The 23,925-nt window shown below is 72.1% G+C and carries 20 protein-coding genes and 1 tRNA gene; 12 read left to right on the forward strand and 9 right to left on the reverse strand.

The window, feature by feature from the left end; all coding sequences use genetic code 11:
• Nucleotides 1-231 precede the first annotated feature (231 nt).
• A complete protein-coding gene (locus ACIREI_RS17215) occupies nucleotides 232-1,287 on the reverse strand; it encodes an LLM class F420-dependent oxidoreductase (RefSeq protein WP_403333407.1) in 1,056 nt (351 codons plus the stop codon).
• Between the two features lie 185 nt (nucleotides 1,288-1,472).
• Here ACIREI_RS17215 and ACIREI_RS17220 point away from each other — a divergent pair, with 185 nt between their 5' ends.
• On the forward strand, nucleotides 1,473-2,456 hold the full coding sequence (locus ACIREI_RS17220; RefSeq protein ID WP_403333409.1) for an aldo/keto reductase: 984 nt from the start codon (nucleotides 1,473-1,475) through the stop codon (nucleotides 2,454-2,456).
• The gene (locus tag ACIREI_RS17225; RefSeq protein ID WP_403333411.1) at nucleotides 2,453-4,738 is read left to right on the forward strand and encodes a helix-hairpin-helix domain-containing protein; all 2,286 of its coding nucleotides are present in this window, start codon (nucleotides 2,453-2,455) and stop codon (nucleotides 4,736-4,738) included. Before ACIREI_RS17220 ends, ACIREI_RS17225 begins: the two co-directional genes overlap by 4 nt.
• Nucleotides 4,739-4,819: 81 nt before the next feature.
• Here the strand turns inward: ACIREI_RS17225 and ACIREI_RS17230 are convergent, their stop codons facing one another.
• The gene (locus ACIREI_RS17230) at nucleotides 4,820-5,545 is read right to left on the reverse strand and encodes a hypothetical protein (protein ID WP_403333413.1); all 726 of its coding nucleotides are present in this window, start codon (nucleotides 5,543-5,545) and stop codon (nucleotides 4,820-4,822) included.
• Between the two features lie 47 nt (nucleotides 5,546-5,592).
• Between ACIREI_RS17230 and ACIREI_RS17235 the strand changes: the two genes are divergently transcribed.
• Nucleotides 5,593-5,781 (forward strand): DUF5703 family protein, encoded by a 189-nt coding sequence (locus ACIREI_RS17235; protein WP_005485166.1) that lies wholly within the window; start codon nucleotides 5,593-5,595, stop codon nucleotides 5,779-5,781.
• A gap of 98 nt (nucleotides 5,782-5,879) precedes the next feature.
• Here ACIREI_RS17235 and ACIREI_RS17240 read toward each other — a convergent pair whose 3' ends face one another.
• The 3 genes from ACIREI_RS17240 to ACIREI_RS17250 all read right to left on the reverse strand — a co-directional run bounded on the left by ACIREI_RS17240 (nucleotide 5,880) and on the right by ACIREI_RS17250 (nucleotide 8,573).
• A complete protein-coding gene (locus tag ACIREI_RS17240; protein ID WP_403333415.1) occupies nucleotides 5,880-6,710 on the reverse strand; it encodes a chaplin family protein in 831 nt (276 codons plus the stop codon).
• A gap of 146 nt (nucleotides 6,711-6,856) precedes the next feature.
• Complete coding sequence (gene chpH / locus ACIREI_RS17245) at nucleotides 6,857-7,090, reverse strand: chaplin ChpH (protein WP_302001893.1); 234 nt, start codon at nucleotides 7,088-7,090, stop codon at nucleotides 6,857-6,859.
• Between the two features lie 157 nt (nucleotides 7,091-7,247).
• The gene (locus ACIREI_RS17250) at nucleotides 7,248-8,573 is read right to left on the reverse strand and encodes a M20/M25/M40 family metallo-hydrolase (RefSeq protein ID WP_403333417.1); all 1,326 of its coding nucleotides are present in this window, start codon (nucleotides 8,571-8,573) and stop codon (nucleotides 7,248-7,250) included.
• Between the two features lie 189 nt (nucleotides 8,574-8,762).
• On the opposite strand from ACIREI_RS17250, the gene ACIREI_RS17255 reads away from it, so the two are divergent.
• The 4 genes from ACIREI_RS17255 (at nucleotide 8,763) to ACIREI_RS17270 (ending at nucleotide 14,806) form a co-directional block, all read left to right on the forward strand.
• Nucleotides 8,763-8,847 (forward strand) — tRNA-Leu (locus tag ACIREI_RS17255).
• Nucleotides 8,848-9,118: 271 nt separating this feature from the next.
• Nucleotides 9,119-12,997 (forward strand): Pls/PosA family non-ribosomal peptide synthetase, encoded by a 3,879-nt coding sequence (locus tag ACIREI_RS17260; protein ID WP_403333419.1) that lies wholly within the window; start codon nucleotides 9,119-9,121, stop codon nucleotides 12,995-12,997.
• A gap of 77 nt (nucleotides 12,998-13,074) precedes the next feature.
• Nucleotides 13,075-14,418, forward strand: coding sequence for a M1 family metallopeptidase (locus tag ACIREI_RS17265; RefSeq protein WP_403333421.1), 1,344 nt, complete (start codon nucleotides 13,075-13,077; stop codon nucleotides 14,416-14,418).
• Nucleotides 14,419-14,431: 13 nt separating this feature from the next.
• Nucleotides 14,432-14,806, forward strand: coding sequence for a YchJ family protein (locus ACIREI_RS17270; protein ID WP_403333423.1), 375 nt, complete (start codon nucleotides 14,432-14,434; stop codon nucleotides 14,804-14,806).
• Nucleotides 14,807-14,811: 5 nt separating this feature from the next.
• Here ACIREI_RS17270 and ACIREI_RS17275 read toward each other — a convergent pair whose 3' ends face one another.
• Nucleotides 14,812-15,513: a FadR/GntR family transcriptional regulator gene (locus ACIREI_RS17275; protein ID WP_403333425.1), complete on the reverse strand. Its 702-nt coding sequence runs from the start codon at nucleotides 15,511-15,513 to the stop codon at nucleotides 14,812-14,814.
• Nucleotides 15,514-15,656: 143 nt separating this feature from the next.
• On the opposite strand from ACIREI_RS17275, the gene ACIREI_RS17280 reads away from it, so the two are divergent.
• The 5 genes from ACIREI_RS17280 to ACIREI_RS17300 all read left to right on the forward strand — a co-directional run bounded on the left by ACIREI_RS17280 (nucleotide 15,657) and on the right by ACIREI_RS17300 (nucleotide 20,920).
• Nucleotides 15,657-16,166 carry a gluconokinase gene (locus ACIREI_RS17280; protein WP_403333427.1) on the forward strand — a complete coding sequence of 170 codons (510 nt, stop codon included), beginning with the start codon at nucleotides 15,657-15,659 and terminating at the stop codon, nucleotides 16,164-16,166.
• Nucleotides 16,167-16,275: 109 nt separating this feature from the next.
• Nucleotides 16,276-17,715: a GntP family permease gene (locus tag ACIREI_RS17285; RefSeq protein WP_403333429.1), complete on the forward strand. Its 1,440-nt coding sequence runs from the start codon at nucleotides 16,276-16,278 to the stop codon at nucleotides 17,713-17,715.
• A 10-nt stretch (nucleotides 17,716-17,725) separates the two neighbouring features.
• Nucleotides 17,726-18,490 carry an SDR family oxidoreductase gene (locus ACIREI_RS17290; RefSeq protein ID WP_403333431.1) on the forward strand — a complete coding sequence of 255 codons (765 nt, stop codon included), beginning with the start codon at nucleotides 17,726-17,728 and terminating at the stop codon, nucleotides 18,488-18,490.
• A 14-nt stretch (nucleotides 18,491-18,504) separates the two neighbouring features.
• Nucleotides 18,505-19,530 carry an L-idonate 5-dehydrogenase gene (locus tag ACIREI_RS17295; RefSeq protein ID WP_403333433.1) on the forward strand — a complete coding sequence of 342 codons (1,026 nt, stop codon included), beginning with the start codon at nucleotides 18,505-18,507 and terminating at the stop codon, nucleotides 19,528-19,530.
• Nucleotides 19,531-19,708: 178 nt separating this feature from the next.
• Nucleotides 19,709-20,920, forward strand: a complete 1,212-nt coding sequence (locus tag ACIREI_RS17300; RefSeq protein WP_403333435.1) for a hypothetical protein — start codon at nucleotides 19,709-19,711, stop codon at nucleotides 20,918-20,920.
• On the opposite strand, the gene ACIREI_RS17305 is transcribed toward ACIREI_RS17300, so the two are convergent.
• The 3 genes from ACIREI_RS17305 to ACIREI_RS17315 form a co-directional block, all read right to left on the reverse strand.
• Nucleotides 20,831-21,454, reverse strand: coding sequence for a cytochrome b/b6 domain-containing protein (locus ACIREI_RS17305; RefSeq protein ID WP_403333437.1), 624 nt, complete (start codon nucleotides 21,452-21,454; stop codon nucleotides 20,831-20,833). The two genes, ACIREI_RS17300 and ACIREI_RS17305, sit on opposite strands and share 90 nt — an antisense overlap.
• Nucleotides 21,438-22,166, reverse strand: coding sequence for a molybdopterin-dependent oxidoreductase (locus ACIREI_RS17310; protein ID WP_403333439.1), 729 nt, complete (start codon nucleotides 22,164-22,166; stop codon nucleotides 21,438-21,440). Before ACIREI_RS17310 ends, ACIREI_RS17305 begins: the two co-directional genes overlap by 17 nt.
• Before the next feature lie 88 nt (nucleotides 22,167-22,254).
• Nucleotides 22,255-23,799: an APC family permease gene (locus tag ACIREI_RS17315; protein WP_403333441.1), complete on the reverse strand. Its 1,545-nt coding sequence runs from the start codon at nucleotides 23,797-23,799 to the stop codon at nucleotides 22,255-22,257.
• Between the last annotated feature and the right edge of the window lie 126 nt (nucleotides 23,800-23,925).

Here is a 23,925-nt window from a genome sequence, read left to right on the forward strand (position 1 = left end):
CGCCGGACTCCGGACTCCGCAGGATTCCGCAAAGAACGAGTCAAATGCGGCGAGAGAGGCACTGCAACAGCTGTGTCGGACAACTCCGCCAAAAGAATGACCAGCCGGGTCACGTAGGGGGCGTAACCGCGCGGCCACGCGCGCGTTGTTCTGCGTGACGGCCGTGGCGGGGAAGACCCCCCGAGCCCCCACCACGGCCGCAGAAAATCCCTTTCGGGTACTTCCCCCTCGTCACGCCAGGCCGGCACGCTCCAGGGCCTCGGTGCCGGCCCGCAGCGAGGCGAGCCGCTCGTCGAGCGTGAAGCCCGCGGGCGCGAGGGACAGGGTGGTGACGCCGGCCGCGGCATAGGCCTTCATGCGGTCCGCGATGCGGTCGACGGAACCGAGCAGCGTGGTCTTGTCGATCAGCTCGTGCGGTACGGCGGCCGCGGCGCCCTGCTTGTCGCCGGAGAGGTACTTGGTCTGGATCTCGGCGGCTTCCTTCTCGTAGCCCATGCGCTGGGCGAGCTGGTTGTAGAAGTTCTGCTTGGGGCTGCCCATGCCGCCGACGTACAGCGCGGTGTAGGGACGGAAGGTGTCGGCGAGCGTGGCCACGTCCTTGTCGTCGCCGACGGCGAGGGGGAGGGTCGGGCAGACGTCGAAGCCGTCGAGGGTCTTGCCGGCCTTCTCGCGCCCGGCGCGCAGGTACTTGATCGTCGTGTCCTCGAGGTGCTCGGCGGAGGGGAAGATCAGCAGTGCGCCGTCGGCGATCTCACCGGTCTGCTCGAGGTTCTTCGGGCCGATGGCGGCGATGTACAGCGGGATGTGCTCGCGCTGCGGGTGCACGGTCAGCTTGATCGGCTTGCCGGGGCCGCCGGGCAGGGGCAGCGTCCAGTGCTGCCCCTCGTAGGACAGGCGCTCGCGGGTCATGGCCTTGCGGACGATCTCGACGTACTCGCGCGTGCGTGCCAGCGGCTTGTCGAACTTGACGCCGTACCAGCCCTCGGAGACCTGCGGGCCGGAGACGCCGAGGCCGAGCCGGAAGCGGCCGCCGGAGAGCGAGTCCAGGGTTGCCGCCGTCATCGCGGTCATCGCGGGCTGGCGGGCCGGGATCTGGAAGATGGCGGAACCCACGTCGATGCGCTCGGTCTGGGCGGCGACCCAGCTCAGCACCGTGGCCGCGTCCGAGCCGTACGCCTCGGCGGCCCAGCACACGGCGTATCCCAGCCGGTCGGCCTCCTGCGCGACGGCGAGGTTGTCCGCGTCCATTCCGGCACCCCAGTAGCCGAGGTTGATCCCGAGCTGCATGGCCGATCCCCTTACCGATCAGTAACGTCCCTTGTGGGGCCGACCTTAGCGCGGGGGACCCCGCACGGGGAGGCCGGTGTGGCGGGCGTCGCCCCGGCGGCCGTGGGGATCCCTGGTGACCGTCCTGAAAACTGGTTATCCACAGGCCCCCACATGCCAGGTTCTGGCCAGTAATCTCGGCGTTCATGGAGCAGAGGCATCTCGGCCGCACCGGCCTGCGCGTGTCCCGGATCGGGCTCGGCACCCTCACCTGGGGCAGGGACACCGACGAGCACGACGCCGCGGACGTCCTGAAGACGTTCTGGGAGGCGGGCGGCACCCTCGTCGACACGGCGGACGTGTACGGCGACGGAGAGGCCGAGTATCTGCTCGGCCGGCTCATAGAAGGGCTGGTCCCGCGCCGGGACCTGGTCATCTCGACGAAGGCGGGCAGCGTGCCCGACCCCGACCGCCGCTTCGACGGCTCGCGCGGCCATCTGCTCTCCGCGCTGGACGCCTCGCTGACCCGGCTCGGCACGGAGTACGTCGACGTCTGGCACATCCACGCCTACGACCCGGACACCCCGCTGGAGGAGACCCTCCAGGCCCTCGACCTGGCGGTCAGCAGCGGCCGCGCGCGCTACGCCGGCGTCTCCAACTTCTGCGGCTGGCAGCTCGCCAAGGCGGCGACCTGGCAGCTGGCGGCGCCGGGCATACGGACCCGGCTGGCGAGCACACAGCTGGAGTACTCGCTGCTCCAACGTGGTGTGGAACGCGAGGTGCTGCCGGCCGCGCTGGATCTGGGCATCGGCCTGCTGCCGTCCTCGCCGCTGGGGCGCGGGGTGCTCACGGGCAAGTACCGCGACGCGACGCCGCCCGACTCACGCGGCGCCTCGGAACATCTGGCGCCCTTCGTCGCGCCGTACCTCGACGACACGGCGAGCCGCATCGTGGACGCCGTGCAGACAGCGGCCGACGGGCTGGCGGTGACCCCGCTCCAGGTCGCCCTCGCCTGGGTCCGCGACCGGCCCGGCGTGACCGCGCCCGTGATAGGCGCGCGCAACGCACAGCAACTCGCGGCGGCGTTGTCAGTGGAGGCCCTTAGTCTTCCTGACGAGATCTGCCGGGCGCTCGACGACGTGTCGGCGCCCGTGCACCGCTATCCCGATCACGACTGGAGCACGCTGTGAGCACGGAGCCGCCCGAGACCACGGAGGACACGGAGCCGGGGACGCCGGGGGCCACGCCCGAGGGCGGGACGCCGGAGGCCGGCAACGGCGACACCGCTGCCCGGAGTTCCGCGGCCGAAGAGGGTGACGGTGGCGCCGGGGCACAGTCGTCGGAAGGCCAGGAAGGCGACGGCGACTCACCCGCAGAGGCGTCCCCCTCCGAGTCGTCCCCCTCCGAGTCGTCCCCGGCAGAGCCGTCCGCGGCGCAGCTGTCCGAGGCCGAGGCCGAGATCGCCGCGCAGAAGGTCGAGCGGGAGCGGATCGAGCGGCGCAAGGCCGAGAAGGCGGGACCCGTCGAGAGCGGGGCCAAGCTCAGCGGGAAGGCCGCCGATCTGCTCGCCGCGGTAAGGGCGGTGGAGAGCGGTGCGAAGCCCGTGGCCAACGTCTTCAGTGAGCCCGAGCCGGCGCGCCGCCCCACCCCGGAGCCGGTACGCCGGCCGCAGCCCGTGGCGGCCGAGGCGCCCGCGGGCCCTGCTGCGGAGACCGTCGAATCCGTGCGCCTCGTGCTGACCGAAGGCGGTGCTCCCGAGGCTCTCGCCCCGCAGGTCGCCGCGGTCCTCGGCGAGGGGGCGGACGACCAACTGCGGGCGGATCCCTGGCAGTTGCTGCGCGTCGGCGGCGTACGTCCGGAGCAGGCCGACGGGTTCGCGCGGGCGCTGCTCGGCGCGGAGTGCGGACCGGACGACGAGCGGCGTGGCCGGGCGGTCACCGTCTGGCTCCTGGAGCAGGCGGCCCTGGCCGGGCACACGGCCCTGGAGATGCCGAAGCTCACCGCCGCGCTGGCCCAACGGGGTGTGCCGGACGCCGACACGGCCGTGCACAGCACCCTGGCCGAGGGCGAGGCCCTGGTCTTCCAGGACGCCCTGGACGAGCCCGGCGCCCCGGCCGCCCGGCGGGACGAAGAGGCGGAGGAGGACGAGGAACGGCCCGTCCGTGTCCTGGTCGGCCTGGAGCGGTACGCCCTCGCGGAGGAGAGCCTCGCCGACGGACTGGCCCGCCTGATCAACTCGGTGCCGAAGCAGGACGGTTCGGCCGAGGAGTGGCAGGAGGCCGCGTCCGCCGCGGGCTCCTCCGCCGACCTGATCCGCGCGGTCGCCGCGCACGGCCTGGTGCTCCACACCGGCGGGGAGGCCTCCCTGACGGAACCGGCGGCGCTGCTGCACGCCGCGCACGCTCTCGGACTGCGGGCCTGGGCGGCCACCCACGGCCCGGTCGGCCGGGGGCGCTTCTCGGCGCTGCTGAGCGGGTCCGGTCGGCCGGACGGCCCCACGCAGGCGGAATCCGCGCCCGGCGTCGCCACCGTGGCCGGTCTGCTCGCCGGTGCCGAGGGGCCCGGCCGGGACGCGGAGGGTGCGTTCGACCTCGATCTGCTCGTCGTGCTCGACGCGCCGCAGCTGGACGTCGAGACGGCGGCCCTGCTGACGGAGTCGTTGCCGGACGGAGCCCGGCTGGTGCTGGCCGGTGACCCGGCGGTGCTGTGGTCGGCGGGGCCCGGGCGGGTGTTCGCCGATCTGCTGGCGGCGCGGGCCTGCCCGCAGATCGCCTCGCGGCGACCGGATCCCGGCCCGCTGGGCGAGCTGGTGTCCGGTATCGGCATCGGCGAGCTGAACCAGGTCGAGGCGCCCGGCAAGGAGGTCGTGATCGTGCCGGTGCGCGACGCGGGCGAGGCCGTGCACCGGACCGTGCAGCTCGTCGCGGACTCGGTGCCCCGCGCGATCGGCGTCCCGACCGAACAGACCCAGGTGATCACGCCGGGCCATGGCGGGGCGGCCGGCACACGCGCGCTCAACGCCGCGCTCAAGGAGCGGCTCAACCCGGGCCCCGGCCGCTTCGGCGGCTTCGACGCCGGTGACCGCATCGCGTACTCCCCCGCGCCGGGCCGTACGGTGCCGGGCCAGGTGGTGAAGGCGGACGCCGAGGGGCTGCACCTGACCTGCGCGGGCGAGTCCCTCGTCGTACCGAAGGAGCGGGTGGAGCAGTCCGTACGGCACGGCTGGGCCCTGACCGCGCACCAGGCGGCCGGCACCCGCTGGCCGGCGGTGGTCGTGGTCCTCCCGGGCGACGCGGCCCAGGCCCTGAGCCGTCCCTGGGTCTACACGGCCTTCAGCCGCGCCGACCGCCACCTCTCCGTGGTCCACGGCGTGGAACAGGCCCTCCCCCGGGCGGTCGCCGAAATCCCGGCCAAGCCCCGCACGACCCGCCTGCAGGCGCTGCTGGCACCCCAACTGGCGACGGCCGACTGACCCGGCGCCGGAACGACGGCGGCGGCGGTCACGGAAGCCCTCGCTCCCATGACCGCCGCCTCCGACAGCCGTAGCCTCCGCTCAGCGGTCCGAATCCAGTGGCTCCAGGTCCTCGTCCTCGTCCAGCTCGGTGTCGAGGTCGTCCTCGATGTCGTCGGCGTCCTCGTCGTCCTCGTCCGGCTCGTCGACGTCGTCCAGCTCGTCGTCGAACACCGCGCTGACGTCGAAGCGGCAGACCACCCGCTGCGGGTCGACCGCCTCGAAGGGCGCCTCCAGCCATTCGCCGGGATCGGCCTGCTCGTCCGCGGCGGTGACCCAGAGCGTGGAGTCGCCCTCTTCCAGGCCGAACTCCTTGTGCCGGGAGGCGATCTCGTCCGGCTCGAACTCGCCGAACAGGAGGCCCAGCGCCCCGTGCACCGTGCCGGAGGCATCCATGTCGTCCGGGCCGGCGTCGTAGTCCGCCGCCTCGACCCGCTGGGCCTGCGCGAGCAGCCGCTGCGGCTCCGCCACGGAGTAGTCGCGGCGGATCAGCACGCTCACCGCGTTCGGTTCCTCGGGGCCCGTGTACGGCGGCAGCGCGTCCTCCGTACCGGGGATCTCGAAGGGCGTGACCTCGTCGTAGCGGTCGTAGAGCAGCTCGTCGTAGATCTCGGCGGCCGCGGCCAGCTGGTTGAACGCCTCGTAGACGGCCGGGTCGTCCTCACCCGACCGGCGTTCGACCGCGGCCAGGTGGCGGTCCAGCGCGGTCTTGACCGCCTCGGCGGCGGCGCGTACCTCGGCAGCGGTGGGCTGCACAGCATCAGACATAGTGCAGACGCTATCCGTACCGGGCCCCAGCCCGCACAATAGATGCGATGCCGGAATACGAATTTGTCGACGTGTACGTACCGCGCGGGGTCTCCCGCAAGGACGCCACACGCCTGCTGACGGACCATGCCGAGTACGGACACTGGGAGTTGGACCGCCTGAGCCTGCTGCGCGACGGCAGCCGCAGGGTGCGGCTGCGCCGCCGGATCATCCGCCAGGTGCGGGCCACGTGGTGAGCTGAGGCGACAAGGAACAACGGAGCGGGCCCCGCCACGGCGGGGCCCGCTCCGTTCAAGCCGAACGACTTCGGCCTACCGGGAGCGGAGCCAGGGCCCTACGCCGAGGTCCGTGCCTTGCGGTACAGCACCGAGCCCGCCAGCAGCGCGCCCGCGCCGACCGGCAGGACGAGGCCCAGCGGCAGGTCACTGCCGGTCTGGGCGAGCTCGGCGTCGCCCTGGGGCTGGGTGACGGACTGGGCACCCGGGTCGTTCCCGTCCGAGGAGCCACCGCCCGGCGTCTCGCCGCCCGTGCTGGGCGGCGTGCTCGGGGTGCCGGGGTGGTTGGGCTCGTCCGGGTTCTGCGGGCTCCCGGGGTTTCCGGGGGTCTCCGGGTTGCCCGGCTGCTCGGGGGTGCCGGGGTTTCCGGGGTTGCCCGGCTGCTCCGGCGACCCGGGCGGGTTCTCCTGGCCGCCGCCCGGCGGGGTGTGGCCCGTGCCACCGCCGCCGTTGGTGCAGTCGTTGCCCTCGACGGAGTTGCCGATGCCGATGACGTCGACGCTGTTGCCGCACACGTTGACCGGCACATGGACCGGCGCCTCGACGTGGTTGCCGGAGCCGATACCGGGTGAGTCACTGGTGTGCCCGCCGGACGACGCGCCTGAGCCGCCGTCGGAGTCCCCGTGACCGGCGGACGCGCCGCCGCCCTGGTTGGCGCAGCTGTTGCCGCTCGCCGGGTTGAGCACCCCGACGACGTTGACCGTGTTGCCGCACACGTTGACCGGCACGTGCACCGGCGCCTGCACCGTGTTGCCCGACAGCACGCCGGGCGAGTTCGAGGTGGAGCCGTCCGCACCCGATCCGGTTGCGTGGGCGGCGCCGCCCGCGGCGGCGATGACGCCGGTCGCGGCCGCCACGGTCATCAGGCCCTTGCGGGTGACCTGTCGCATTTGCTGTTTACCTGCCTTCGACCTTGTTCCGAAAGGACGACGTCGGAAATTCGACCGACGTTCCGAAAGGCCGGTCGGCCCCGGAGCGCATGGCGTGCACTCCGGGGCCGACGGGCTCAGCCCCATTCACGGGGCGAGGCACAACGTCACTTGTTGATGCAGGTGTTGCCGAAGGCGGGGTTCAGCAGACCGACCACGGAGACCGTGTTGCCGCAGACGTTCACGGGGACGTGAACCGGCGCCTGAACGACGTTGCCCGACAGGATGCCCGGGGAGTGCACCGCGGCACCCTGAGCACCCGAGTCGGCAACGGCCAGGCCCGCGCCCGCGAGAACCAGCCCACCAGTGGCAGCCGCAGCAGCGACGACCTTCTTGATCATTATTCCTCCTTGTTGGCAATGCGATCACAAGTAGCTGATCGCATCACCTGTAACGAGGAGGAACTAATAGGGCTACGACCTGATGAGCGCGTTCACTCCCCCCAGCCATATCCCGTACGCCTGGCCGAATACTGAAGTGTCGTTTCAGTGGACCAATTCAGGACGCATCGATGAACCGGTCGAGAACCCGCACCCCGAACTTCAGCCCGTCCACCGGTACCCTCTCGTCGACGCCGTGGAACATGCCCGCGAAGTCCAGCTCGGGCGGCAGCTTCAGCGGCGCGAAGCCGAAGCCCCGGATACCCAGGTCGTCGAAGGACTTGGCGTCGGTGCCGCCGGAGAGCATGTAGGGGATGGCCTTCGCGGCCGGGTCCTCGGCGACCAGCGCGGACTGCATGGCGTCCACGAGCGCCCCGTCGAAGCTCGTCTCGACGGCCTTGTCGGCGTGCACGTCCTCGCGCTTGACCTTCGGCCCGAGGATCTTGTCGAGGTCGGCGAGGAACTCCTCCTCGAACCCGGGCAGGAAACGGCCGTCGACGTGCGCGGTGGCCTCGCCCGGGATGACGTTGACCTTGTAGCCCGCGCCGAGCTGCGTGGGGTTGGCCGTGTTGCTGAGGGTCGCGCCGATGAGCTTGGCGATGCCGCCGAGCCTGGCGAGGGTGCCCTCCATGTTCTCCGGGTCGAGCTCGGTGCCGAGCGCGTCGCCGAGTTCGTCGAGGAAGGCACGGGTCGTCTTGGTGACCCGTACCGGGAACTTGTGCCGGCCCAGCCGGGCGACGGCCTCCGACAGTTCGGTGATGGCGTTGTCCCGGTGGATCATCGAGCCGTGCCCCGCCGTGCCGGCCACGGTCAGCTTCATCCAGTGCATGCCCTTCTCGGCCGTCTGGATCAGATAGAGCCGCCGCTGCTCGCTCACGGTGAACGAGAACCCGCCCACCTCACTGATCGCCTCGGTGACGCCTTCGAAGAGGTCCGGGTGCTTGTCGACGAGGAACTTGGCGCCGAACTTGCCGCCGGCCTCCTCGTCGGCGAGGAACGCGAGCACGATGTCCCTCGGCGGGCGGCGCCCGCTGCGCAGCCGGTCGCGGACGACCGCCAGGGTCATCGCGTCCATGTCCTTCATGTCGACGGCCCCGCGCCCCCACACGCACCCGTCCGCGACCTCGCCGGAGAAGGGGTGGTGGGTCCAGTCGTCCGCGTTGGCGGGTACGACGTCGGTGTGGCCGTGGATGAGCAGCGCGGGCCGGGACGGGTCCTCCCCCTCGATCCGCGCCACCGTGGAGGCGCGGCCCGGGTGCGACTCGAAGATCTTCGGTTCGAGGCCCACCTCGGCGAGCTTCTCGGCCACGTACTCGGCCGCCTTGCGCTCACCGGGCCCCGAGTGGTCGCCGTAGTTGCTGGTGTCGATCTGGATCAGCTCGCGGCAGAGGTCCACGACCTCGTCCTCGCCGGTGACGCCCCTGGCCGTGTCCGTCTCGCTCACGCTGCTTCCTCCCGCGCTGTTGCTGCTGGTGGTCCCCCTCATCCTCCCTCTCCCTCCGGCTCCGCCCAAGACCGGCCGCGGCCCGTCACACGCCGTTCACGCCGGGACGGGGGGTGATCGGGGCACCCCGCGGAGCCTGGTAATGTTTCCTCTGTCGCCGCGGGGGAAACCCCGCACGACAGACACCTTGTCCGGGTGGCGGAATGGCAGACGCGCTAGCTTGAGGTGCTAGTGCCCTTTATCGGGCGTGGGGGTTCAAGTCCCCCCTCGGACACGCGAAATGGCGAGGGCCGTGACCACGAGGTCACGGCCCTCGGCCGTTGTGTGGGGGAAGTCTCCTCCGGTCGAAGATCACCAGGTCAGCGCCTGTTCCGTCGGCGCCCCGCCGCCCCGAACGGCTGCTCCCAGTGGCGTATCGAAGGGCCCGAACCTAGCGTCGTACTAAAATTTCCGGCTTGTTACGGAGCTGGAGCCGGACAACCCCAGGCAGACCTGCGGGCCCGCCAGCGCCCCGGAGGCTTCCGGGATCGAGACGCGAGGACCGGATGGCAGCCATACAGGAGAGCGACGCTCTCGGCCTGCTCGGCGAAGAGATCGGTGCGGAGCTCAGCGCGGAGATCAAGCAGCGGTTCGGTGACACGGCACGCTTCTCCGGGGGTCCGGCGGCCTCCGCCCGCACCCTCGTCGACGTCTTCGATGCGTCCGTGCGGTCGTATCCGGACGAGCCGGCCCTGGACGACGGCACGACCTGCCTCACCTACCGCGCGCTGGCCGTCGAGGTGGACCGGCTGCGGCGCGGGCTCGCGGCGGCCGGGGTCGGGCTCGGTGACCGGGTGGGCGTGCGGGTGCCGTCCGGGACCAATGAGCTCTACGTCGCGATCCTCGCCGTGCTCGCGGCCGGTGCGGCGTACGTCCCCGTGGACGCCGAGGACCCGGACGAGCGGGCCGAGTTGGTGTTCGGGGAGGCGGACGTGCGGGCCGTCGTGGGGGCCGGGCACGAGATCGCCGTCCATGGCGTCTCCGAGGTCCCGGCCGCCCGGCCCGGTGTCGAGCACGACGCGTGGATCATCTTCACCTCCGGCTCGACCGGGAAGCCGAAGGGCGTCGCCGTCTCCCACCGCAGTGCGGCCGCGTTCGTGGACGCCGAAGCCGCGCTGTTCCTGACCGAGGAGCCGATCGGGCCCGGCGACCGGGTGATGGCGGGGCTGTCGGTCGCGTTCGACGCGTCCTGCGAGGAGATGTGGCTGGCCTGGCGGTACGGGGCCTGTCTGGTGCCGGTGCCGCGCTCGCAGGTCAGGAGCGGCGCCGATCTCGGGCCGTGGCTGGTCGAGCAGGAGATCACCGTCGTGTCGACGGTGCCGACGCTGGCCGCGCTCTGGGAGCCCGAGACCCTCAACGACGTACGGCTGCTGATCTTCGGTGGTGAGGCCTGTCCGCCCGAGCTGGCGCAGCGGCTGGTCACCGAGGGGCGCGAGGTGTGGAACACCTACGGGCCGACCGAGGCGACCGTCGTGGCCTGCGCCTCGCTGATGAGCGGGGAGGAGCCGATCCGGATCGGGCTGCCGCTGGACGGCTGGGAGCTGGCCGTCGTCGACGAGGCCGGGGAGCCCGTGCCGATGGGCGGCAGCGGGCAGCTGGTGATCGGCGGGGTCGGGCTGGCCCGGTATCTCGACGCCGAGAAGGACGCGGAGAAGTACGCGCCGCTTCAGTCCCTGGGCTGGGAGCGGGCGTACCGCAGTGGTGACCTCGTCAAGGCGGAGCCGGAGGGGCTGGTCTTCCTCGGGCGGGCCGACGAGCAGATCAAGCTCGGCGGGCGGCGGATCGAGCTCGGTGAGGTGGATGCCGCGCTGCAGGCGCTGCCGGGGGTGGCCGGTGCGGCTGCCGCCGTGCGGACCGCTCGCAGTGGCAATCAGCTGCTCGTGGGGTACGTCGTCACCCAGGACGGCTGGGATCACGCGGCCGCGGTGGAGAAGCTGCGGGCCGAACTGCCCGCCGCGCTCGTGCCGTTGCTCGCGCCGGTCGAGGAGCTGCCGACCCGTACGTCGGGCAAGGTGGACCGCAACGCGCTGCCCTGGCCGCTGGAGGGGCTCGAGAGCGGTGGTCCGGCCGAGCAGCTCTACGGCACCGAGGCGTGGCTCGCCGAGCAGTGGGCCGAGGTGCTCGGCATCCCGGTCTCCGGCGCGTCCGACGACTTCTTCGCGATCGGCGGCGGCAGTCTGGCCGCCGCGCAGCTGACGACGCGGCTGCGGACGCGCTATCCGAGCGCGGCCGTCCTGGACATCTACCAGCAGCCGGTGCTGCGGAAGTTGGCCCGGCACCTGGAGGAGTCCGCGCAGGACGACGGGGCGGAGCGGATCGTCACGCCGGTGCCCCGGCGCGCGCAGGTGATCCAGCTCCTGCTCCTCGTCCCGCTGTTCACGCTGCTCGGGCTGCGCTGGACGGTCGCGCTGGCCGCGCTCGGGAATCTGCTGCCCGCCTACGCGTGGCTGCCGACGGCGCCCTGGTGGCTCGTCGCGCTCGGGGCGGTCGTCCTGTTCAGTCCGCCGGGGCGGCTCGCGCTGGCCGCCGGTGGCGCGCGGCTGCTCCTCAGGGGCGTGAAGCCGGGGCGGTACGCGCGCGGTGGCCGTGTGCATCTGCGGCTGTGGACCGCCGAGCGGCTGGCCGAGTTCAGCGGGGCGACCTCGCTGACCGGGGCGTGGCTGGAGCGGTACGCGCGGGCGCTGGGCGCCAAGGTCGGGCCCGATGTCGACCTGCACTCGCTGCCACCGGTCACCGGGCTGCTCAAGCTGGGGCGGGGCGCGGCCGTCGAGTCCGAGGTGGATCTGTCCGGGTGGTGGCTGGACGGGGACCGGCTGGAGATCGGCGCGGTGAAGGTGGGAGCGCATGCCGTCGTCGGTACGCGCAGCATCCTCTTCCCCGGTGCCCGGGTGGGCAAGCGGGCGGAGGTGGCGCCCGGTTCGGCGGTCACGGGGCAGATTCCCACCGGTCAGCGGTGGGCGGGTGCTCCGGCGGTCAAGCTGGGCAAGGCCAAGCGCAACTGGCCCAAGGACCGGCCGCGGCGCGGGACGTACTGGCGTGTGATGTACGGCCTCACCGGCTTCGCGCTGACCGCGCTTCCCGTGCTGGCGGGCGGGGCCGCGTTCCTCGTGGCCCGGGTGTTCTTCACGCCGGACGCGCCGCTGGCGGGCGCCGCGCTGGCTCTCGTACCGGCGACGCTCGCCTTCGGGCTGGCGTACGCCGTACTGCTGCTGATCGCCGTACGACTGCTGAGCCTGGGCCTGCGTGAGGGCACGCATCCGACGCACAGCCGGGTCGGCTGGCAGGCCTGGACGGTCACGCAGCTGATGGACCGCTCGCGGGAGACGCTGTTCCCGCTGTACGCCGGGCTGGTCACGCCGGTGTGGCTGCGGCTGCTCGGGATGCGGATCGGGCGGGGCGCCGAGGTGTCGACGGTGCTGGCGCTGCCGAGCCTGACGACGGTCGGCGAGGGCGCGTTCCTGGCCGACGACACGTTGACCGCGCCGTATGAGCTCGGTGGCGGCTGGATGCGGATCGGGCGGGCGGAGATCGGGCGGCGGGCCTTCCTCGGGAACTCGGGGATGACGGCGCCCGGGCGGACCGTGCCGGACGGCGGGCTGGTCGGTGTGCTGTCGGCGACGCCGAAGAAGGCCAAGAAGGGCACGTCGTATCTGGGGCTGCCGCCGGTGAAGCTGCCGCGTGCCGCGGCCGGCGGCGACCAGAGCCGGACGTACGATCCGCCGGCCCGGCTGCTGTGGGCGCGCGGCCTGGTGGAGCTGTGCCGGATCGTGCCGGTGTTCTGCTCGGCGTGGCTGGCGGTGCTGACGGTGGCGGCGCTGTGTGCGCTGGGGGTGTGGGCGCCGCTGCTGGCGGGGCTGGTGCTGCTCGGGGCGGGGGTCGTGGCGGGGCTCGTGTCCATCGTCGCCAAGTGGCTGCTCGTGGGGCGGCACCGCAGCGGTGAGCATCCGTTGTGGAGCGGCTTCGTGTGGCGCAACGAGCTCGCCGACACCTTCGTCGAGGTGCTCGCCGTGCCGTGGCTGGCGGGTTCGGTGCCGGGTACGCCGGTGATGACGGCGTGGCTGCGCGGGCTCGGCGCGCGGATCGGCAAAGGCGTGTGGGTGGAGAGCTACTGGCTGCCGGAGACGGATCTGGTGACGCTTGAGGACGCGGCCACCGTGAACCGGGGTTGTGTGCTGCAGACGCACCTCTTCCACGACCGGATCTTGCGGACGGATACTGTGGTCCTCCGTGAGGGCGCGACGCTGGGTCCTGGCGGGATCGTCCTGCCCGGCAGCGCGATCGGGGCCCGTACGACGCTGGGTCCCGCGTCGCTCGTCATGGCCGCGGAGTCCGTCCCCGACGACACCCGTTGGCTCGGCAATCCGATCGAGGCATGGCGTCCCTGAGCGCGGCCCACTCGGAGCCGGAGGGCGGGGGACCGGCACGGAGTGGCAGCGGTACGGCGCAGGGAGCACAGACAGCAGTGGCAGTTCAGCAGGCGGCGGGCGTGGACCCGTACTTCCCGGAGCACGGCGACTCCCGCTACCGGGTGCACCGGTACGAGCTGGCGCTGGACTACCGCCCGGCCCCGAACCGGCTGTCGGGGACGGCCCGGATCAACGCCATAGCGGGACGGGCGCCGCTCACCGAGTTCGTGTTGAACCTGGCCGACTTCCGGATCGGGCGGGTCCGGGTCGACGGACGGCAACCGCACTACACGCATCGCGGCGGGCGGCTGCGCGTGCGCCCCGCCAAGCCGGTCCGCGCCGGGGCGGCCTTCACGGTCGAGGTGCACTGGTCGGGCAACCCCAAGCCGGTCAACAGCCCGTGGGGCGGGCTCGGCTGGGAGGAGCTGGAGGACGGGGCGCTGGTGGCGAGCCAGCCGATCGGGGCGCCGTCGTGGTACCCGTGCAACGACCGGCCCGCCGACAAGGCGTCGTACCAGATCTCGATCACCACGCCGTCGGCGTACGCGGTGGTGGCGGGCGGGCGTCTGCTGACCCGGACGACGAAGGCGTCCACGACCACGTGGGTGTACGAGCAGTCGGCGCCGACGTCGAGTTATCTGGTCGGCCTGTCGATCGGGAAGTACCAGACGGTGCTGCTGGGCGACCCGGGGCTGGGCGGCGTGCCGCAGCACGGGCACATCCCGGCGCAGCTGCTGCCGGAGTTCTCGCGGGACTTCGCGCGCCAGCCGCAGATGATGGAGCTCTTCCAGGAGCTGTTCGGGCCGTACCCCTTCGACGAGTACGCGGTCGTCGTGACGGAGGAGGAGCTCGATGTCCCGGTCGAGGCACAGGGGTTGTCGCTGTTCGGCGCCAACCACGTGGACGGGGCGCGGGGTTCGGAGCGGCTCGTCGCGCACGAGCTGGCGCACCAGTGGTTCGGCAACAGCGTGTCCATCGCGGACTGGCGGCACATCTGGCTGAACGAGGGGTTCGCGAAGTACGCCGAGTGGCTGTGGTCGGAGCGGTCCGGTGGGCGTACGGCGCAGCAACTCGCCGCTGCCGCACACCGGTTGCTGGCGTCGATGCCGCAGGATCTGCGGCTGGCGGATCCGGGGCGCAAGTCGATGTTCGACGACCGGTTGTACGAGCGCGGCGGCCTCGTCCTGCACGCGGTGCGCTGCGCGCTGGGCGACATCGCCTTCTTCCGCATGCTGCGCGCGTGGGGGCAGCTGCACCGAAACGGCACGGTGACGACCGGGGCCTTCGCCTCGCATGTGGCCCGTTTCGCGGCCGAGCCGGTGGAGGAGCTGTTCGAGGCGTGGGTGTACGGGGCGGTGCTGCCGCCGCTGCCCGGGGCGCAGACGCGGGCGGCGGGCTAGCACAATGGCGGGCATGACGACGCGTTCCTGCCCGTGCGGGCTGCCCGAGGCCTACGACAAGTGTTGCGGCCGTTTTCACGCCGGTGCGGCGCCTGCACCGACCGCCGAGGCGCTCATGCGGTCGCGGTACAGCGCGTTCGTCAAGGGCGATGTGGCGTACCTGCTGCGGACCTGGCATCCGAAGACGCGGCCGGCGCGGCTGGACCTCGATGCCGGGATGCGGTGGACGGGGCTGGAGATCCTGGGGACGACCGAGGGTTCGGCGTTCCACTCCACGGGGACGGTGACCTTCCGCGCCTCGTTCCGGGGTGGGTCGCTGCATGAGCGGAGCCGGTTCGAGCGGGTCGAGGGGGCGTGGGTGTACGTCGACGGGGAGTTCCTGAGTTAGCGCCGCTACGGCGCCAGGATGTCCAGTTCCTGAAGCGCCCCCACCGTGATCTCCCGGGTCAGGTGTTCCGCCCTGGCCGCGTCGCCCGCGCGGACCGCCTCCGCGACCTGGACGTGCAGGGTGACCGCGGCGGGGTCGGGGTCCTCGAACATCACCTCGTGGTGGGTGCGGCCCGCGAGGACCTCGGCGACGACGTCACCGAGGCGGGCGAACATCTCGTTGCCGGAGGCGTTGAGGATGACGCGGTGGAAGGCCATGTCGTGGATGAGGTAGCCCTCCAGCTGGTGGCCGCGGGAGTGGGCGACCATGCCGAGGGCGCACTCGGTGAGTTCGGCGCACTGGTCGGCGGTGGCGTACTTGGCCGCCAGGCCTGCCGCGACCGGCTCGATGGCCGAGCGCAGGACGGTGAGTGAGCGCAGCTGCTGGGGGCGGTCGGCGCCGGCCAGGCGCCAGCGGATGACCTGCGGGTCGTAGACGTTCCACTCGGCCTTGGGCCGGACCGTGACGCCGACGCGGCGGCGGGACTCCACCAGGTGCATGGACTCCAGGACGCGGACCGCCTCCCGCATCACCGAGCGCGACACGTCGAAGCGCTGGGCCAGTTCGTCCGTGCGCAGGACACTGCCCGGCGGGTACTCGCCCGCGGCGATCGCGGGGCCGAGGGTTTCCAGTACATGGCCGTGCAGCCCCCGGCCCGGTGTGCTCATGCACTCAGCGTACGGGGCACATCACGGGATCAAAAAGTCAGACTTATTTGTCACAGGCTCTTGAATTCGTCGTACCTAATGGGTTTCAGTGTGGCCGACGTCGGATGTCGACGTCGGATGTCGAGGAAGACAGCGAGGCAGTGATGCGTACCCCCCACGTCGTCGTGGTGATGGGCGTCGCCGGCACGGGCAAGACCACCATCGGTCCCCTGCTCGCCGCCCGGCTCGGCGTTCCGTACGCCGAGGGCGACGACTTCCACCCGCAGGCCAACATCGCCAAGATGTCGGCCGGTACCCCGCTCGACGACGCGGACAGGTGGCCGTGGCTGGACGCCATCGGCGCCTGGGCGCACGGGCGGGCCGGGCTCGGCGGGGTGGTCAGCTGCTCGGCGCTGAAGCGGTCGTACCGTGACCGGCTCAGGGCCGCCGCTCCCGGGGTGGTGTTCGTGCACCTCACCGGCGACCGGCAGGTCATCGAGGACCGGATGGCGCATCGGCAGGGGCACTTCATGCCGACCGCGCTGCTGGACTCCCAGTTCGCGACGCTGCAGCCGCTCCAGGCCGACGAGGCCGGAGTCACCGTGGACGTCGCCGGGAGCCCGGAGGAGATCACCGAGCGGGCCTCGAACGCGCTGAGCGAACTTCCCGGCTGACACCGGCGAACACCGGCGGCACCCACCGGTGTAACGCCGCAGCACCACCGGCAAGCGCCGGCAGCACCCCCCACCCGTCCCCCATCCCCGTACCTGCAAGGGAACCCCCGTGACCAGACTCAGCGCCGAGATGCTGGCAGCGGACACCGTCGAGCCCATCACCTCGGCCGGCCACGCTCAGCTGGGCATCGCCGTCCTGGCGGGCATCGCCGTCATCGTCCTGCTCATCACCAAGTTCAAGCTCCACGCGTTCCTGTCGCTGACCCTCGGAACGCTCGTGCTCGGCGCGATCGCCGGGGCCCCGCTCGACAAGGCCATCGCCAGCTTCACCACCGGCCTCGGCACCACGGTCGCCGGCGTGGGCGTGCTGATCGCCCTCGGCGCGATCCTCGGCAAGATGCTCGCCGACTCCGGCGGCGCCGACCAGATCGTCGACACGATCCTCGCCAAGGCGGGCGGCCGTTCGATGCCGTGGGCGATGGTGCTGATCGCCTCCGTGATCGGTCTGCCGCTGTTCTTCGAGGTCGGCGTCGTGCTGCTGATCCCGGTCGTGCTGATGGTCGCCAAGCGCGGCAACTACTCGCTGATGCGCATCGGCATCCCGGCCCTCGCGGGCCTGTCCGTGATGCACGGCCTGGTCCCGCCGCACCCCGGCCCGCTGGTCGCGATCGACGCGGTCGGCGCCGACCTGGGCGTCACGCTGGCGCTCGGCGTCCTCGTCGCCATACCGACCGTGATCATCGCCGGTCCGCTGTTCTCGCGGTACGCGGCCCGCTGGGTGGACGTCCCGGCCCCGGACCGCATGCTGCCTTCAACTGGGGGTTCCCCCCAGACCCCCGCGCAGCGTCCCTCCGATGACGGCGAATTGGGCAAGCGCAAGCTCCCCGGCTTCGGGCCCACGCTGATCACGATCCTCCTTCCGGTCGTCCTGATGCTCTCCAAGGCACTGGTCGACATCGTCATCGACGACCCCGAGAACACCGTGCAGCGCGTGTTCGACGTCATCGGCTCCCCGATGATCGCGCTGCTCGCCGCCGTACTCCTGGGCATCTTCACGCTGCTCGCGCCCGCCGGGTTCGGCAAGGAGCGCATCTCGCCGCTGGTCGAGAAGGGCCTCGCACCCATCGCGGGCATCCTGCTCATCGTCGGCGCGGGCGGCGGCTTCAAGCAGACGCTGATCGACACCGGTGTGGGCCAGATGGTTCTGGACATCTCCGAGGACTGGTCGATCCCGGCGCTGCTGCTGGCCTGGCTGATCGCGGTGGCCATCCGTCTCGCGACGGGTTCGGCGACGGTCGCGACGGTCTCGGCCGCCGGGCTGGTCGCCCCGCTGGCCGCCGACATGTCGACGACGCACGCGGCCCTGCTGGTCCTCGCCATCGGAGCCGGCTCGCTCTTCTTCAGCCATGTCAACGACGCCGGATTCTGGCTGGTGAAGGAGTACTTCGGCCTGAACGTCGGGCAGACCATCAAGACCTGGTCCGTCATGGAGACGATCATCTCGGTCGTCGCCGGTGGTGTGGTCCTGCTGCTCTCGCTGATCATTTAGGGATACGACGATGACGGCTCACCCCCTCTTCGACATCGGCGGCCGCACGGCCCTGGTCACCGGCTCCAGCCGGGGCATCGGCCTCGCGCTCGCCCGCGGCCTGGCGGAGGCCGGCTGCACGGTGGTCCTCAACGGGCGGGACGGCGAACGCCTCACGAAGGCCGCCGCCGAACTGCCCGGCGACCGGGTCCACACGGCCGTGTTCGACGTGACTGACGGTCCGTCGGTGGCCGCCGGGATCGCGGATGTCGAGGAGCGGGTGGGCCCGCTCGACATCCTGGTCAACAACGCGGGCATGCAACTGCGCGCGCCCTTGCTGGAGTTCACGGACTCCGACTGGCACCGGATCCTCAACACCAACCTCACCAGCGCGTTCCTGGTCGGCCGGGAGGCCGCCCGGCGGATGACGGAACGCGGCCACGGAAAGATCGTCAACATCTGCTCGCTGCAGAGCGAGGTCGTCCGCCCCGGCATCGCCCCCTACGCCGCCACCAAGGGCGCGCTGAAGATGCTCACCAAGGGCATGTGCGCGGACTGGGGCCCGCACGGCGTCCAGGTCAACGGCCTCGGCCCCGGCTACATCGAGACCGAGCTCACCCAACCCCTCGTCGAGGACGAGGAGTTCAGCGCGTGGGTGCGGCGACGCACCCCGGCCGGGCGCTGGGGGCGTACGCAGGACCTGGTGGGCGGGGTGCTGTTCCTCGCCTCTCCGGCGGCGGACTTCGTCAGCGGGCAGGTGCTGTATGTCGACGGCGGCATGACGAGCGTGCTGTGAAGGAGGCTGCGGGGATGCTCGGTTGTGTGATCCACGGTCAGGACGACCTGCGGGTGGAGGAGCTGCCGGTGCCGGTCCCCGGGCCCGGGCAGGCTCTGGTGGCCGTGCGGTACGGCGGGGTCTGCGGCTCCGACCTGCACTACTGGCGGCACGGCGGGGTCGGCGACTTCCGGCTCAAGGAGCCGATGGTGCTCGGGCACGAGGTGGTCGGGACGGTCGTGTCGTACGGCGACGGGGCATCAGGTCCGCTCGCCGGTACGGCCGTCGCGGTCCACCCGGCCACGCCCTGCTCGCTCTGCCCCGAGTGCGTGGACGGGCGGCGCAACGTCTGCCGGGACACCCGCTACCTCGGCAGCGCGGCGCGCTTCCCGCATGTGCAGGGTGGATTCGCCGCCCAAGTGGTCGTCCCCGCAGACCAGTTGAGGCCCCTCCCGGCCAGGCTCGACCTGCGGCGGGCGGCGCTCGCCGAGCCGCTGTCCGTCGCACTGCACGCGGTGCGGCGGGCCGGAGAGGTGGCCGGGAGGCATGTCCTCATCACCGGTGCCGGGCCCATCGGATGTCTGGTGGTCGCGGCGGCCAGGGCGGCCGGGGCGGCACACGTGACGGTGACGGACCTGCTGCCGACGGCTTTGGAGTACGCGCGGACCGCCGGCGCCGACACCCTCGTACGGGCCGACGATCCGGGCGATGCCGGGTGGCCTTCCGAGGTGGACGTCGCGATCGAGGCGTCGGGGGTCGCCGCCGGGCTGGACACGTGTCTGCGGCTGGTGCGGCGCGGGGGTGTCGTGGTGCAGCTCGGGATGCTGCCGCCGGGGCTGAGTCCGTTCGCGGGGAACCTCGTCGTGAGCCGGGAGATCGAGCTGCGGGGGGCGTTCCGCTTCGACGGGGAGTTCGACGAGGCACTGGAACTGCTCGCCGCCGAGGCCTCGTTCGACGGGCTGGTCAGCTCGGTGGTGCCGGTGCGGGAGGCCCTGTCGGCGTTCGCGCTGGCGGCGGACCGGAGTCGGTCGTGCAAGGTGCTGCTGGACTTCGGGGGCTGAACGGCCTGGCCGCGCCGGGTTCCCCTGGGTTCCGCTTCCCGGGCGCGTCACTTCCCGGTGCCTGAACTCGTCCTGACGATCACATGAAGCCACTTCCCCGGGGGCGCCGCCGGCCCGATGATGAGGTGACCCTTGGCGGCTGCCGCAGCCGTCCGGGGCGGGAACTTCGGGGGGCGTCATGGCGGTTTCCCTCGGGATGCGTATCTCGGGGCTGCTCGTCGCAGGGGCGGTGGCGGTCGCCGCCGTGGCCTTCACGAGTGACGGGGGTGTCACTGCGGACGGCAGGGGCGGCGGGGGCACGATCGTCACCGCCGGGCCCTCCGACGGCGCGCGGAAGCTGCCGACCGGTCCGCCGAGCAGTTCCCCTCCTCCGGCACGGCAGTCGCCGGACGGCCACTTCGGCGCACCCGCGGTCACGAGCATGCCCGGCGCGTCGCGGGGCGGAACGGTGAGCGAGCGTCCGAGCCCCTCCTCCCCCAGCCCCTCCATGAGCAAGAAGCTCCTCGACGTCCCCGCCTGGCTCCCGCCCGGCCCCGATTCACCGGACGTCGACGGCACGCCGGACCCGGCGAGCGTGTACGACCTGCTCCGCTCCCCCACCGAGTGCCGGGCCGCGCTGCAGGTGATTCCCCGGACGCGGGCCGAGGCGGAGTGGACGCCGCTGCGCGGGCTGGCCACCGCCTGTCTGGCCGTGCAGGGCCAGGGCGGTGACTGGAAGCAGGCGGCCCGGGACCATGCCGCCCTGGCGGACAAGGCCGACACCTGCAAGGGCCGTGCCGCGTACGCCGTCCTGGGCTCCCTGCTCGACTTCCACCGGCGGCATCCCGGCGCCGTCGTGCGGCTGAAGCCGTCGGCGAGCGGTACGCCCGCGGCGTGCGGCTATCGGATCGCCGGGGTGGACACGGGAGGTGACGGCGAGGCGCGGCCCGGCGAGGCGATCGGGATCGAGCTGGCGGACACGTACGTCGACCATGCCGAACTGCTGCCGAACGTGAGCGTGAGCGTCGGTGGGCAGCAGGGGCCCGGGGTTCCCGTGCTGAGGTCCGAGTCGGGCGATCGGCTGGTGCTGTCCGTCGTCGTACCGGTGCTGGAGCCGGGCGCCGTCGAGGTGACGGTCCGGTATGCCGGAACCGAGGTGCGCCTGCCGACGGCCTTCAGGGTCGCCGCTGCCGAGGTGGTCCCGCAGCCGGACACGGGGCCTGAGGCACCCGGCGGTCCGGTGTCGCCGCTCGGCGCGGGGGTGCCGTCCACGGGCGATCCGACGGAGTTCCCGGCCCGATCGCCCTCGGCCCTCACCGCCTCATGGCCGCCACAGGGAATGCTCCCGCTCGGCCCACTCCCGGCTCACCCTGCCGGTCCGCATGCCGCGGCGGGCCTCCGGATCCGCTAGCGCCATGCCGATGTGCCCGGCGAGGACGATGCCGATGGTCAGGGCCAGCCAGTCGTGGACGAACGTCGCGCTGGTGCGCCAGACCAGGGGTGTGAGGTGGGTGAACCACATCAACAGCCCCGTGCCGAGCATCACCAGCGTCGCCCCGGCGATCCAGGCCGCGTAGATCTTCTGCCCGGCGTTGAACTTGCCCGCGGGGCGGGACGCGGCCCGCTCGTCACGGCGGAACGCGGCGCGCAGCCACAGGCGGTCGTGCGAGCCGAAGCGGTTGAGGAAGCCCAGGTCGGTGCGGAAGGCGCGGGAGGCGAGGCCGGCCAGGACCGGCACGGGCAGGGCGAGGCCGGCCCACTCGTGGATGCGGACCACCAGCTCGCGGCGCCCGACGAGTTCGGCGAGCTGCGGCACGTACAGGCAGGCCGCCGTCACCACGCACATGCCCATCAGCGCGGCCGTCGTACGGTGCACCCAGCGTTCGGCCCGGCTGAAGCGCCGGATGTCGGTGGTCCGGCGGGGTGCGTCAAGTCGTGGGCTCATCGTCGCGTCCGTTCGAGCGGCCGACCCAGGCGTCGACGTCGTAGCCCCGTTCCTCCCAGTAGCCGGGCCGCACGTCCTTGGTGACGGTGATGCCGGAGAGCCACTTGGCGGACTTGTAGAAGTACATGGGGGCCACATAGAGGCGGACCGGGCCGCCGTGGCTGTGGCCCAGGTCCTTGTCCTGCATGCGCAGGGCGACCAGGACGTCCGCGCGGCGGGCCTGGTCGAGGGTGAGGCTCTCGGTGTAGGTGCCGTCGAAGCAGGTGAAGCGCACCGCCCCGGCCCCCTCGCGCACTCCCGCGGCGTCCAGCAGCCGGGACAGGCGCACGCCTTCGAACGGTGTCTCGGGTACCCGCCAGCCGGTGACGCACTGGACGTCGCGCACCATCCGGGTCTGCGGGAGGGCGCGCAGGTCGGCGAGCGTGTAGGTCCGGGGGTGGTCGACCAGGCCGTCGACCGTGAGGCGGTACGTCGTGGCGTTCTTGCGGGGTACGGAGGAGGCGACCGAGTAGTAGCGGAAGCCGCCGCCGTTGGGGAGCAGGTCGGTCAGGCCGGTGGGGTCCTTGTCGGAGGCGCTCGCCAGGAAGGACTCCAGCCCGCGTTGCAGGGTCGGCGCGGTGACCACGCCGAGGGCGCCCAGGCCCAGGGTGCCGAGGAGGACGCGGCGGCCCACCGGTTTGCCCCGCGGCTCTTCGGGTGGTTCGTAGTTCACCTGCTCATCGAACACCCGCGTCCCCCCGCTGGGCCAGGGATCGCGGGTGCCCGTCAGTTTTCCGTAACCACCTCTCACCCGACGCTCATCAGTCGCCGCGGGCGGCCTTCTCCAACTGGAACGCCTCGTTGCCGAGCCCGATGCGGGCGTGCTGTTCGGGGGCGCGGGAGCGCAGGAGCAGGCCCTGTGCCAGGCCGAGGGCCAGGGCTAGGGCGATGACGGCGGGAAGGGCCCAGCTCAGGGACGAGCCGGGGCCCGCCCCGATCAGGACGTCGAAGTCCTTGACGGTGTAGACGACGATGAAGGCCAGCGCGAGAACGGCGAGCGCGGACGCGGCCAGTCGCCAGAACTGGGCGGCGACGGCGCCGCGGCGGACGAAGAAGACGATGACCGAGGCCGAGGCGGCGGCCATCAGCGCGGCCACGCCCAGCGCGCCGAGGCTGCCCATCCAGGTGAACAGGTGCAGGACCGGTGCGGTCGGGTCGCCGACCGGCTTGTCGTCGGTGAACGCGAACGCGGCGACGACCACGAGCGAGATCACGGTCTGCAGCAGCGAACCCGTGCCGGGGGCGCCGCTCGCGCCGCTGGTGCGGCCGAAGACCGCGGGCAGCAGGCCCTCACGGCCCATGGCGAAGGCGTAGCGCGCGACGACGTTGTGGAAGCTGAGCATCGCCGCGAACATGCCGGTCACGAACAGCACGTGCAGGACGTCGGTGAAGGCAGGCCCGAGCAGGTCCTCGGTGAGGAAGAACAGCAGCCCGGCGCTCTGCTCCTGCGCGGTGCCGACGATCGCCGAGGGGCCGGCGGCGACGGTGTACGCCCAGCAGCTGATCGTGTAGAAGACGGCGATCCCGCCGATGGCCAGGAACATCACGCGCGGCACGAGGACGTGCGGGCGGCTGGTCTCCTCGGCGTAGACGGGCGCCTGCTCGAAGCCGAGGAAGGCGGCGACGCAGAAGCACAGGGCGGTGCCGATGCCCGCGCCGGTGAGCGTGTCCGGATTGAAGGCGTGCAGCGACAGGCCCTCCTTGGCGGGGTCGGCGATCGCGGCGACGTCGAAGATGACGACCAGGGCGACCTCGATGACCAGCAGTACGCCGAGCACGCGCGCGTTGAGGTCGATCTTCAGCCAGCCGAGGGCGCCGACGAGGAGCACGGCCAGGAACGCCGGTATCCACCAGGCGACCTCGGTTTCCAGGTAGGTGGCGAACAGCCCGGAGACCTCGAAGCCGAAGATGCCGTAGATGCCGACCTGGAGGGCGTTGTAGGAGACGAGCGCGACCATCGCGGCGCCGGCGCCGGCCGTGCCGCCGAGGCCTCGGGAGATGTACGCGTAGAAGGCACCGGCGTTGTGGACGTGCCGGCTCATCTCGGCGTACCCGACGCTGAAGAGGGCGAGGACGAGGCCGAGGATCACGAAGAGCAGCGGCTGGCCGAGCACGCCCATCACTCCGAAGGTCGTGGGCATGACACCTGCGACCACCATGAGGGGTGCCGTCGCGGCGAGCACGGACAGCAGCAGGCCCGTGGTGCCCAGCCGGTCGGCGCGCAGGGCGCGGTCCTGCCCCTTGAACGTGCTGATGCCGCCGCCGGGCGTGGTGGCTCGGCTCTTGCTGGAACTGCCCGTCGTCATGGAGAGACCGTCCTTCGTCGGGTCGGATCGGGTGGGTTGGGGTTGGGGTGCGAGTCGGGTCGGTGCCGTTGCGTTGGGACGGTGCGGTTTCGTCGGGACGGTGCGGTCACGTCGCTCCTGTCACGT

Source organism: Streptomyces sp. NPDC093591 (assembly GCF_044764885.1).
Lineage (GTDB): Bacteria > Actinomycetota > Actinomycetes > Streptomycetales > Streptomycetaceae > Streptomyces.

Coding starts and splice junctions, on each gene's coding strand:
- ACIREI_RS17215 (WP_403333407.1), bottom strand. CDS start 1,287: ATGCAGCTCGGGATCAACCTCGGCTACTGGGGTGCCGGAATGGACGCG.
- ACIREI_RS17240 (WP_403333415.1), bottom strand. CDS start 6,710: ATGCGACAGGTCACCCGCAAGGGCCTGATGACCGTGGCGGCCGCGACC.
- ACIREI_RS17275 (WP_403333425.1), bottom strand. CDS start 15,513: ATGAGCACACCGGGCCGGGGGCTGCACGGCCATGTACTGGAAACCCTC.
- ACIREI_RS17300 (WP_403333435.1), top strand. CDS start 19,709: ATGGCGGTTTCCCTCGGGATGCGTATCTCGGGGCTGCTCGTCGCAGGG.
- ACIREI_RS17220 (WP_403333409.1), top strand. CDS start 1,473: ATGGAGCAGAGGCATCTCGGCCGCACCGGCCTGCGCGTGTCCCGGATC.
- ACIREI_RS17290 (WP_403333431.1), top strand. CDS start 17,726: ATGACGGCTCACCCCCTCTTCGACATCGGCGGCCGCACGGCCCTGGTC.
- ACIREI_RS17270 (WP_403333423.1), top strand. CDS start 14,432: ATGACGACGCGTTCCTGCCCGTGCGGGCTGCCCGAGGCCTACGACAAG.
- ACIREI_RS17295 (WP_403333433.1), top strand. CDS start 18,505: ATGCTCGGTTGTGTGATCCACGGTCAGGACGACCTGCGGGTGGAGGAG.
- chpH (WP_302001893.1), bottom strand. CDS start 7,090: ATGATCAAGAAGGTCGTCGCTGCTGCGGCTGCCACTGGTGGGCTGGTT.
- ACIREI_RS17305 (WP_403333437.1), bottom strand. CDS start 21,454: ATGAGCCCACGACTTGACGCACCCCGCCGGACCACCGACATCCGGCGC.
- ACIREI_RS17230 (WP_403333413.1), bottom strand. CDS start 5,545: ATGTCTGATGCTGTGCAGCCCACCGCTGCCGAGGTACGCGCCGCCGCC.
- ACIREI_RS17280 (WP_403333427.1), top strand. CDS start 15,657: ATGCGTACCCCCCACGTCGTCGTGGTGATGGGCGTCGCCGGCACGGGC.
- ACIREI_RS17315 (WP_403333441.1), bottom strand. CDS start 23,799: ATGACGACGGGCAGTTCCAGCAAGAGCCGAGCCACCACGCCCGGCGGC.
- ACIREI_RS17260 (WP_403333419.1), top strand. CDS start 9,119: ATGGCAGCCATACAGGAGAGCGACGCTCTCGGCCTGCTCGGCGAAGAG.
- ACIREI_RS17235 (WP_005485166.1), top strand. CDS start 5,593: ATGCCGGAATACGAATTTGTCGACGTGTACGTACCGCGCGGGGTCTCC.